The following is a 10512-nucleotide window of genomic DNA, read 5'->3' on the forward strand; positions in this document are numbered from 1 at the left end:
CAAGGCTCGAAAATGCTCTGATCACCCCTGCCCGCGCAGCATCTGGATGATGCCGGAGAAATCGGTACCCGCCCCACCCTCGGCGCAGAACGCCTCATAAAGCTCCAGCGCGCGGGCGCCCAAAGGCGTGGAGGCACCCGTGCTCGCCGCCGCCGCCTGCGCCAGGCCAAGATCCTTCAGCATCAGGGCACCAGCAAAGCCGGGCTTATAGTCGCGATTGGCCGGGCTGGCCGGCACCGGCCCCGGCACCGGGCAATAGCTCGTCATCGCCCAGCACTGGCCAGAGGATTTGCTGGCAACATCGAACAGCCCCTGGTGCGAGAGGCCGAGCTTTTCCGCCAGCAAAAACGCCTCGCAGGTGCCGATCATGGAAATCGCCAGCAGCATATTGTTGCAGGCCTTGGCCGCCTGGCCCGCCCCGGCGGCGCCGCAATGCACGATGCTGCGGCCCATCGCCTCCAGCACCGGCCGGGCGGCTTCCACCGCAGAATCCTCGCCCCCCACCATGAAGGTGAGCGTGGCATTCTCAGCTCCCATCACCCCGCCCGAGACCGGGGCATCAAGCAGCGGCTGGTTTACCGCCGCCGCCACCTCGCGCGCCGCTGCCACATCGATGGTCGAGCAGTCAATAAAGATGGCATCCGCCCGTGCCGCCGCCGCCAACCCACCGAGCCAGACCTCACGCACATGCCGGCTGGCCGGCAGCATGGTGATCACCATCTCGGCGCCCGCCGCCACGCCAGCGGCATCCACCGCCCGCCGGCCACCGGCGGCCTCCAGCCCGGTCATGGCGGCCTCGCTGAGGTCAAAGCCCACCACCGCATGCCCGGCGCGGCAGAGATTCGCCGCCATAGGCAGCCCCATATTGCCCAGACCCACAAAGCCTATGCGTGCCATCATCAGCCTCCCATCTCGCGCAGAATCTCGTCGCTATGCTCGCCCAGCGCCGGGGCGGGGCCGAGCTGAATATCCAGGCCCGGCGGATTGGCCAAAGGCAGCCTTCCCAGCCCCGGCTGCTCGACGCAGGGCGCGGCGGCGCTGGCCTGCACATGCCCATCCTCCAGCCATTCCAGCACCGTATTCACCCGGCTGGCGAGAATGCCCGCCGCATGCAGCGCCGCAATCCACTCCGCCGCCGGGCGGGTGAGGAAAATCCCGCGCAGCATCGGCAGCAGTGCCGGCTTGTTCTGCGCCCGCAGCGGGAAAGAGCCAAAGCGCGGGTCTTGCAGCAGTGCCGGCGCCCCCAGCACGCCCACCAGCGTCACCCAATCCACCTCGCGCACCAGGGCGATCATCACCCAGGCGCCATCGCCGGCCTGATAGCTGCCGGCGGGCACGTTCAACTCCGCCGGCAAGCGGCCCAGCAGCCCAGCCTCGGCGATGGAGGTGCAGAGCAGCGAGGCCGCCCCGGCCATCAGCGAGCAATCCAGCACCCGCTGCCGCGGCGTGGTATCGCGCGCCCGGTCAGCCAGCGCTGCCTGCACGGCGGCAAAGGCGGACATGCCGGTGTGAATATCCACCGGCAGGGTGCCCACCTTATGCGGCGCGCCATCCATGCCGGCATTTTGACTGACAAGGCCGGAAAACGCCTGGGCCACGGCATCGGTGCATGGCCGCTCGGCATAGGGCCCGCTCTGGCCAAAGCCGGAGATGGAAACATAGACCGCATCCGCCCGGGCATGCGCCGGCCCCAGCCCGATGCGCGCGGCCACGCCGGGGCGAAACGCCTCGATCACCACGTCGGCGCGCGCCATCAGCGCCTGGGCTTTTGCGCGCTCGGCGGGGGCGGCCAGGTCCAGCACCAGGCTGCGCTTGCCGCGGTTGAAGACCGAACTCATCACGCTGTGCGAGCCCTCACGCGTGGTGAGCCCGCGCGACCAATCGCCCTTGGGCGGCTCCAGTTTCACCACCTCCGCGCCCATTGCGGCCAGCAGCATGCCGCAATATGGCCCGGCGATGCCCTGCGCGGCATCGAGCACGAATAATCCCTTATAGGGCTGCATGGCGTTCCCCTGGTTCCCGCCCGCATCCTGCGCCATTCCAGGCGGCAGGGAAGGGGGCCGGTGCGGCTATTCGGCCTCGAGCGGCGCGTTCAGCGCCACCCCCGGCACCAGGATACCGCCCGGCCGGCCATTGGCATTGGCACCCTGCCAGGTGGTTGTGAAGACTTCTGGGAGTGCCGGCCCCTCGGCGCAGGCCAGCCACAGGCGGAAGAGATGCCGGCGCCGCTCGGGTTCGGGGAAATCCTCATATTCGGTGCGCGAATGCAGCACCCAGTGATTATTGATCAGCTGCACATCGCCAGGCTGAAAATCCATATCGAGATGGAATTCATCGCTCTCGGCCAGGGCGTCTAGCATGTCGCAGGCCGCTTCCAGCGCAGTCGTGCTGCGCGGCACCTGGGGAAAACGCTGCGCCTTGCGCATGGTGCTGCGGACATAGGTGGTGATCAGCCCGCCGCCGGGCATGGGGTTGAAGATGGGGACGATGTACCATTCCTCGGCGCCGGCTGGCACTTCGCCACGGCGGTCGCGATAGACCGGGCGCACCAGCTCAGCCAGCAGGTCTGGCCGGCGCTCCAGCATGGCGTTGTACAGCGCGGCGGAGCTGGCGATGGAGGAAAGCCCCCCCGCCTTGGCCGGCCGGAGGCAGAGCAAGCCCACCACATCGGCCGAATCAGTGTGGTAGGGCAGCCGCGCCGCCGTCTGATAGCCGCGATGCACCGGCGAGGCGTAATCCATGCCGATATCCTTCACATGCCCCAGGATATGGCCTTTGCCATTCTGCGAGACCGGCTCGCCCAGATGCGTGCCCAGGCCGAAATAGGCGATGGCGGTCTGCCGCGTGGTCCAGCGCTCCACCGGCAGGCCGCGCAGCAGAATAAAGCCATGCGCATGCAGCACCTGCCGGCGGATTTCGCCGATGAGGCCGGCCAGGGCGGGCACCGGCATATCGGCCGGGCCAATGGCGGCGATGTCGATGCCGCTGGCATCGAGCCGGCGCACCTCGGCATCGAGGGCGGCGATCTCGGCGCCGGTCAGCGGGCGGATCCAATCCTGGCGTGCCGCCATCTCGGGGCCGCGCCAGGCATGGGCGGCTGCGATGGGGCGGGGCAGGGTTTCGATGGTCATCGCATCAATCCCCGATTGCGGAATAGACCAGCGCGTTGATCACCCGGCGATAATATTGCCGCAGCAGCCCCGGCGTTGCGGCCATGAACACCACGGCCAGCTCCTCCTCGGGGTCGACCCACATGGCGGTGCCATAGGCGCCGTTCCAGCTATACATGCCCCGATTGCCCAGCAGCGCGCTGCCGCCCTCACGCCGCACGGCAACGGTGAGGCCGAAGCCCCAATTCACCATATTGCCCTCGGTATTGGTCAGGTTGTTCTGAATGCCAGCATGCATGTGGTCGCGCGTCATCTCCGCCACCGAGGCGCGAGAGAGCACCCGCCGGCCATCCAGCGCGCCGCCATTGAGCAGCATCTGGGCGAAGCGGACATAATCCGCCGCGGTGGAGACGGCGCAGCCGCCGCCGCATTCGAATTGCGGCGCGATGAGGCCCATATCAACATTCTGCGGCTGGCCCGAGATGGGGTCGGTCGGCAGGGCGGTGGCGTAGCGGGCGCGGTTAGCCGGGGGCACCAGGAAGCCGGTATCGGCCATGCCGAGCGGGCGGAAAATGCGGTTTTCCATCGCCACGCCCAGCCGCTGCTCGGTCAATTGCTCCACCACCAGGCCGAGAACGTCGATCGACAGGCTGTAATCCCACACTGTTCCCGGCTGGTGCAGCAGCGGCAGGCTGGCCAAGCGCTCCATGAAGGCGGCGGGGGTGAATTGCCGCGAGGATGTGCCGGAGGACCCAGGATAGAGCCGGTGCAGCGCCGTATTGCCCCGCGCACCATAGGTGATGCCCGAGCTGTGGCGCGCGAGGTCGATCAGGGTGATCGGCCGGGCGGCGGGCACGGTGTTGTCCGGATTGCCATCCACCGCCACGCGGCGATTGGCCATGGTGGGGAAGACGCGGGTGATGGGGTCACCAATGGCAAGCTTTCCCTCTTCCAGCAGCGTCAGCAGCGCCACGCCGGTCAAGGGCTTGGTCATGCTGGCGATAGGGAAGATGGCGTCGCGCGGCATGGGCCGGGTGCGGGCGCCATCGATATGGCCGAAGGCCTCGTAATAGGCGAGTTGGCCGCGCCGGGCGATGGCAATGACCGCGCCGGGCAATTGGCCGCGGGCGATATCAGCCTCCATGGTGGTGCGGATGCGGTCCAGCCGCTCGGCGGAAAAGCCCAGTGATTGCGGTGTGGCCCGCGGCAGCGGGTCAGCCGCCAGGGCCGGCAGGGCAAAGAGCGCCATGGCGCAGGCCAGCAGCGTTTTCATCGAGTTCTCCCCTATGATGCGCCGGCTTGCCGCCGGGCTTGGGGAAAGCCTAGGTCCTTTGGCGGTGGAAAGACAACACAGGGCTGGGCATTGCCCGCCACCCGCCTGGCATTGGCTCGGCTGGCGCGTCATCGCTCAACATGATAAGTAAAATTCACGAAAACCTGTGGCGCTTTGCCGGCGAATGTTGGCCCCTCAGGTGTCTATTCTGTTATATGCAAATTCAAGGGATTTTGGCGATGAGGGTTTTGGTTGGCGTTCTTCTGGCGGCTGCGGTGATGTGCTGCGGGCCTGCCCTGGCCGATAGGGCGGCGGCGGATCGCTGCGCGGCCGCGCTGCCCGCCGCCAGCAAGACCTTGTATGATGGCGCCTTGCCAGCTGTGGTGGGCGGCACCGCCGTGCCTGACGCGCTGCGCGCCGTGGCCCGCCCGCTGGTGATGAATGGCAGCATGAGCCGTGACGTGGCCCGCAGCGCGGCCGAGGCGGCCGGTGCTTGCCTGCGCCAAGTCAATTGAACCCGCTTAACCCATTGCCCAAAAGGAGAAACACCATGTTGAAATGGTTCGCTGCGGCCCTGATTGTCGCCACCACCCTGCCTGTGCCGCAGGCTGCGGCGCAGGCGGTTCCGGCCCGGCGCGCAGCGGTGCGCGTCGCTATCCCCGGGGTGGGTGCCCCCGGCGTGGGCGTGAGGCCTGGCGTGGGCGTCGGCGCCCCTGGTGTGGGGGCGAGGCCAGCGGCGGGTGCAGGCCGCGGCGCCAATCGCGGTGGACCGGTCAACCGGGCCGGCGCGCGCTGATTATAGGCTCCTGAGCCGAACAATGCAGGACGGCTCTAGATGTTCCGAGCGGTCTTGCCAAGCCAGATGATCTGGCGGGGGCTGAACAATGAATTGCGGGGGTCAAAAAGATCGAGGGGCTTTGCCCCTCGAGCACCCCAGCAGGAAACTCAGTTTCCTGCACCTTCGATTAATTTAATTTTCGAGAATTATATATTTAATTTATCATATTTTATTTGATAAATATATCACGCATAAAAATATGAAATAATGTTTTTATATTACATATTACTATTATTATTGTATTTTCCTCGAAATATCGTAAAATAAGCGGGCCCTAAAATTAATCAAAGGTCCAAGAAAATTATTTTCCTGGTGGGAGAGCGCGAGAGGGCAAAGCCCTTTCGCTCTTTCTTTTCCCCCGCCAGCAGCCTGCTAGCGAAACAGGAAGCCGCGCGGCACCACGAAGCGCAGGCTCAGCCCGATCTCCCATACGGAACGCTGTGGGCCACCTGTCAGCGCATAATGGGTGACAAGGCCGCTCAGCTCGGCCGCATACTCGTCATTTATCATGAAGACGCGGCCGAGGGAGGCTGTGAGGGGCACGGTCCAGCGGAACCGCCCGCTTGTCTCCCAATCATAACGCAGTTCGGTGCTGACCCCCGTGGTCCAGGCATTGCCAAGGCCCAGCGAGAATTGCGCATTCAGCATTGAAATGGTCGTCCGCTCGTAATTCGTGGGCCCGGCCATTGTCCAGCGCTGGCTCAAGCGCAGGCCGGTCGTGATCGTATCATCCTGATAATAGAGGCCGGCGGCCGGCCCGGCCTCCCAATTGCGCGAACCCAGGCCCGCCCGGCTGGCTGCAGGCATGGAGGAGGTAAAGCCCAGGCCCAGATAGAGGTTGTTGCGCGGCGGCGTCACCAGGAAGGCGTCGAATGAGACATCCCCTAAGCCATTATATTGGTGAGAATTTGCAATCATGGTGACCGGCAATTTGGTGAAGGTTGCAATCATCCATGCCTCGGGCAGGCTGAAGGGGCGGAGAATGGTGAATTCATTGACCAAGCCGTGCCGGCCCTGCCCTTCACCCGCGGCCAGCCGCATCTCGGTGCTGATGGTGGTGCTGCCGGCAAGGGGATTGGCCAGGCTGCGTGCCAAGGCATCCGGGTTGATAGGCGCCTGTTCCGCAGCGGCGCCACCCGTCAGCAGCATCGCCGCGTAAAAACCCGCAAAACGCATTTAAACCCCCCGATTCCAATGCTCTCCCGTCATGCCTGGAGAAGGTGTTGTTGGGTATCCTGTTTGTTGCGGCAAGACGGGAAGAAATTCGTGCTGTGGCGCTTTCCGGGCACCCGCAGAGTCTTCGAGGGCTCTGCTGGCGATCTGCCCTGCCCCTTCAGCAACCGGGGGCTGCAGGCTTCGCCGGCGGCCAGCCCAGCACGCCTTCCGGGCCCGGCCGGTTGCGCAGCCACCATGCCCAGTCTTCCGGCAGGAGGGAGATCGGGTCCGCATGCGCAAGCTCCCGCGCCGCCCAAACCGGCCAATGGGCGTTGGACAGTGCCGGCCGCCCCAGCATGACCAAATCGACCAATCCCTGCCTGATAACGCTATCCGCCACCGCCGGGACCCCCAAATTCCAGCTCACCCCCACCGGTATATCCACAGCGCGGCGGACGCGCGCGGCCCGCTCCACCATGAAGCCCAGCTCCTTGAAGGGCAGGTCCTTCACCTCATCGGTGTTCATACCCAGGCTCAAATCCGCCAGGTCCAGCCCATGGCGCTTCAGCTCACCCACCGCCCAGATTGAATCCTCAAACCGCACGCCCTTCTCGTTGAAATCATCCGAGCCCAGCCGCATCGTCAGCGGCAGGCGTTCCGGCCACACCGCGCGCACGGCGTCCATTGCCTCGCGGTGGAAGCGCAGGCGCTTCTCCAGGCTGCCGCCATAGGCATCGCTGCGCTGGTTCGCGAGGGGCGAGAAAAAGCTGGCGCCGAGATAGCCATGCGCAAAATGCATCTCCAACCACTCAAACCCCGCATCCAGCGCCCGGCGTGCGGCTGCGGCATAGGCGCGATGGATGTCGTGAATCTCCTCCACCGTCATGGCCTGCACCGGGTAGGTGTAGCGGCCGCCATAGGGAATGGCCGAGGGGCCCCGCACCTGCCACCCATCCGCATGGTCGGGCGGCAATTGTATTTTGCCGTGCCAGGGCTTGGTCTCGCTCCCCTTGCGCCCGGTATGGCCAAGTTGGATGGCAGGAACGGCGCCCATATCCTTGATCATGGCCGTAACCCGGGCCAGGCCCTCAACCTGATTGTCATCCCAAATGCCCGCGCAGGATGTGCAGGTGCGGCCATCAGGCGTGATCGCAATCTGCTCGGGGAAGACCAGGCCAAAGCCACCCGCCGCGCGCGAGCCCAGCAGCATCAGATGAAAATCGCTCATGCAGCCATCAACCGCGCGATACATCGTCATGGGAGACATGGCGATGCGGTTGCGCAGCGTGATGCCCTTAAGCGTGAATGGGCTGAACAGATCAGGCACGGGCGGGCTCCATCTGCGGCGAATGAGCCCCTCCCGCATAGCAGAGCCCGGCCGTGGCAGAGAGACCCATCGCCGCCTTAGGGCAGCAACGAAAACCCAGCCGCCATCAGCCCGCGCCCCTGCCTAACGCCCGCTCAACTGCGCTCCACTTTGAGGATTCGATTGATAACCGCCGACCGTTCGGAGGTTTCCATCATCGTATCATACCGCGGCGAGCGGCCGTTGATGACTGAGTCCAGCTCATGCGCCCGGTGATGGGCATAGCCTGCAATCCATTGATAAGCCGCCGCCCCGGCGGCGCCCTGCAAGGCGCAGGGGGAGAGGGCGGAGAGAATGCGGGTTGCATTCAACAGTGGCGTGATGAACGGCTCCAAATCCAGCGGCGTGAGATGCCGCACCTGTTCGTCATCATTTTCCGGCATGGAGGCAGGATCCTCTTCCAACGATTTCTCTCCGTCCGTAATTTTTTATGACGCTTGTTTTAACGGTAACAGATAAACGTAGCCGACAAACCATGAGAATATCGACACCCGCCGGTGATATTTTCACAAATTCGTCAGCGCCCAGGCCTTGGCCGGCGGCGAATTTGCCGCGGGCGGCATCACCTCATCCCGTTTATTATAAAGCCAAATCAGTACAATGACGCCTAATGCATGCATTGAAATGCAGGGCAGGCTGACCCAAGCCTGCTTTTTGCTCACGAAAACGTGATTACGGAGGGGGTGGTTATTCGCATGGGCGGGGCCGAGCGGCTGCGCCCGCCGAGTTGCGCCCATGGATGCGTTGCCGCGCCGCGCAGCTTGCATGGCCTGGCGCGAGGTGAAGCAGCGCCACTAGCCCGCCCATGCGGCGGCGCGTGGGCATGCAGCATGGTTGCGCCAGCAACTAACGACTAGTCCTTATTGGCCGGTAAGGGCAGCGGCTCAGGGAAGAGCGGCTCATGGGTCATAGGGCCATAAAACCGCAGCAGGGTGCGGACAAAGCCGCCAGCCTCCACGCCCGGCGCCTTGGAATACACCGCATGATGATCTGGCGGGATGCGCCACCTCAGCCACAGCCGCGCCTAGCTCATCGATTTCAGCCAGGACCCGCACAACGGGTGTTTTTTATCGAAACTTGAGGTAATTTTGTGGGAAGAAATTAAGGAGTTCTAGCTGGACTCCCGTCTAACGATGCCGTCGCGATGGTCGGCGGTACCCCCGGCTGGATGCAGCCTGAACGCCGCGCGCGGGACAAGCTTCACGGAATCGCTAATCGATTCAATAGTTTAACTGCTGGAAATCATGTGCGAGGACGCAACGACCCCTGACCGATATGAACGGCTCAATTTTCCTGTCGTCAGCCGCCCGATCCGCAAAAAAACAATTTGTAACGTTTTACACATGATGCGAACCTATGGGCGAATAAGGAGGACATGCTTTGGAAAACAATCCCGATCTTCAGTCAGGCTGCGCTCACCCAAGCCCCCGCGTGCTTACAGCGCTGGAGCTGGATCCGTTCATTGAACCGCTGGTGAACGCGACGCGCATTTTGTCCTATTTATCGCCTTGCGAGTTGCAGGGCGTTGGCGGTTCCGCTGCCTTTAAATGGCTCGCCAGCCTCGCCGCCAACCGGGCGCATGAGCTTCAATCAATTCTCAACGGCCACAGGCCCCTATACGACACCGCAATGCGTTCTGCGGAGCGAACTGCGGTTATTCAGTCTTTGCCCAAAGCTTAATTCGTTAATGAAAAAGACCGGCTAGGCGGCACTCGGCATGGGGTGACCCCCATCAAACCGGACACCTCGCTTGTTGGATGGACTGCTGCTGAACGAACTCACGCGGGGAGTGGAAACACAATCCGCCGTGAGGGCGGCCAAATTTGTCCCGTTTGTCTGGTATGTCCCGGTTTGTGTCCCGGTAAATGCCCCGCCTTGGCACAACATAACATCAGCCACTCTCAGCCCCCAAAACCCATGCGATACCGTTCATCACCACGACCCTCTTGCGGTTCTGAAACTCGGTGGTGGCGCCGCATGGCGGGGCTGGGGCCTCAACTAGCGATTCCCGTGAATTTACAACCACATCCATTAGCGCATATGTGTATTTCGCCGGCGGCAGTTCGGTGTCATGAACCACCCATGGTTACGCAAAGACGCAATTCCGGTTATCGAATGCCATATCTTCGGACTTGGCGGGAAAGCTTGAATCTGACGCGTCAGAACGTCGTCTTCCTGATATCGGCCCAGCTCGAGCGATGCGACGCCATGGACCAGGCCTCCTTAGCCAAATGGGAGAGCGGTGAAACCGCCGTGCGCGTTGAAGATATTGAAATGTTGTCAAAAATATACCGCGTGACGGCCGATCGTTTGTTTTTCTCGCCTGGCGATAAGACAACGCCTGCCTTATTGAACGCCGCGCATGAGATCATCGTGGGCCGAGACCCGGAGGCTGTGGCCGCCTGGCTGGCCGCAGGGGCGTTTTTGCCGGCCAAAAAATAATCCGGCAGGGTTAGCGAATTACGCTATACTCAATTATCGAATCACGCTAAATCCTGTGGGCCAATCGAAGAAGGGGCTTCTAGGCGTGGCTGCCCAGGGGAAGGCTTCATGCGTTACGGCTGCTTGCTTGCAAGGTTGTTCAATAGCCTTGAGTGCAATTGCAATCGTTTTCATACGCTGACGCCAACTCCCAGGCTTTCCGTGCTCCGAGGCCACTGATCGGTCTTTCACCCACAGGAGAGATTTTCATGTCAACCGCTATTGCCCAGCAACTCGCGCTGGTTTTTATGGGCCGGACCCTTGATTCCCACTGGGCCAGCTCCACCGC

Annotated in this window: 13 protein-coding genes; 4 read left to right on the plus strand and 9 right to left on the minus strand. The window is 63.2% G+C overall.

The window, feature by feature from the left end; all coding sequences use genetic code 11:
- Positions 1-21: 21 nt before the first annotated feature.
- From mmsB to ABWP84_RS08890, 4 genes are all read right to left on the minus strand, one after another.
- A complete protein-coding gene (gene mmsB, locus ABWP84_RS08875; protein ID WP_353211677.1) occupies positions 22-897 on the minus strand; it encodes a 3-hydroxyisobutyrate dehydrogenase in 876 nt (291 codons plus the stop codon).
- A gap of 2 nt (positions 898-899) precedes the next feature.
- Complete coding sequence (locus ABWP84_RS08880; protein WP_353211665.1) at positions 900-2003, minus strand: CoA transferase; 1104 nt, start codon at positions 2001-2003, stop codon at positions 900-902.
- A gap of 66 nt (positions 2004-2069) precedes the next feature.
- Positions 2070-3131 carry a TauD/TfdA family dioxygenase gene (locus ABWP84_RS08885; RefSeq protein ID WP_353211666.1) on the minus strand — a complete coding sequence of 354 codons (1062 nt, stop codon included), beginning with the start codon at positions 3129-3131 and terminating at the stop codon, positions 2070-2072.
- 4 nt (positions 3132-3135) lie between these two features.
- The gene (locus ABWP84_RS08890) at positions 3136-4383 is read right to left on the minus strand and encodes a serine hydrolase domain-containing protein (protein ID WP_353211667.1); all 1248 of its coding nucleotides are present in this window, start codon (positions 4381-4383) and stop codon (positions 3136-3138) included.
- Between the two features lie 239 nt (positions 4384-4622).
- Between ABWP84_RS08890 and ABWP84_RS08895 the strand changes: the two genes are divergently transcribed.
- Positions 4623-4898 (plus strand): hypothetical protein, encoded by a 276-nt coding sequence (locus ABWP84_RS08895; RefSeq protein WP_353211668.1) that lies wholly within the window; start codon positions 4623-4625, stop codon positions 4896-4898.
- 35 nt (positions 4899-4933) lie between these two features.
- Positions 4934-5179 carry a hypothetical protein gene (locus ABWP84_RS08900; RefSeq protein ID WP_353211669.1) on the plus strand — a complete coding sequence of 82 codons (246 nt, stop codon included), beginning with the start codon at positions 4934-4936 and terminating at the stop codon, positions 5177-5179.
- 414 nt (positions 5180-5593) lie between these two features.
- Here the strand turns inward: ABWP84_RS08900 and ABWP84_RS08905 are convergent, their stop codons facing one another.
- From ABWP84_RS08905 to ABWP84_RS08925, 5 genes are all read right to left on the minus strand, one after another.
- Positions 5594-6397: a hypothetical protein gene (locus ABWP84_RS08905; protein ID WP_353211670.1), complete on the minus strand. Its 804-nt coding sequence runs from the start codon at positions 6395-6397 to the stop codon at positions 5594-5596.
- 157 nt (positions 6398-6554) lie between these two features.
- Complete coding sequence (locus ABWP84_RS08910) at positions 6555-7703, minus strand: NADH:flavin oxidoreductase/NADH oxidase (protein WP_353211671.1); 1149 nt, start codon at positions 7701-7703, stop codon at positions 6555-6557.
- Between the two features lie 134 nt (positions 7704-7837).
- On the minus strand, positions 7838-8125 hold the full coding sequence (locus tag ABWP84_RS08915; RefSeq protein ID WP_353211672.1) for a hypothetical protein: 288 nt from the start codon (positions 8123-8125) through the stop codon (positions 7838-7840).
- 123 nt (positions 8126-8248) lie between these two features.
- Positions 8249-8404, minus strand: a complete 156-nt coding sequence (locus ABWP84_RS08920) for a hypothetical protein (protein WP_353211673.1) — start codon at positions 8402-8404, stop codon at positions 8249-8251.
- A 191-nt stretch (positions 8405-8595) separates the two neighbouring features.
- A complete protein-coding gene (locus ABWP84_RS08925) occupies positions 8596-8721 on the minus strand; it encodes a hypothetical protein (protein ID WP_353211674.1) in 126 nt (41 codons plus the stop codon).
- Between the two features lie 401 nt (positions 8722-9122).
- On the opposite strand from ABWP84_RS08925, the gene ABWP84_RS08930 reads away from it, so the two are divergent.
- Complete coding sequence (locus ABWP84_RS08930; RefSeq protein ID WP_353211675.1) at positions 9123-9422, plus strand: hypothetical protein; 300 nt, start codon at positions 9123-9125, stop codon at positions 9420-9422.
- Between the two features lie 465 nt (positions 9423-9887).
- Positions 9888-10184 (plus strand): hypothetical protein, encoded by a 297-nt coding sequence (locus ABWP84_RS08935; protein ID WP_353211676.1) that lies wholly within the window; start codon positions 9888-9890, stop codon positions 10182-10184.
- Positions 10185-10512 lie beyond the last annotated feature (328 nt).

Source organism: Rhodovarius sp., from assembly GCF_040399605.1.
Classification (GTDB): Bacteria; Pseudomonadota; Alphaproteobacteria; order Acetobacterales; family Acetobacteraceae; genus Rhodovarius; species Rhodovarius crocodyli_A.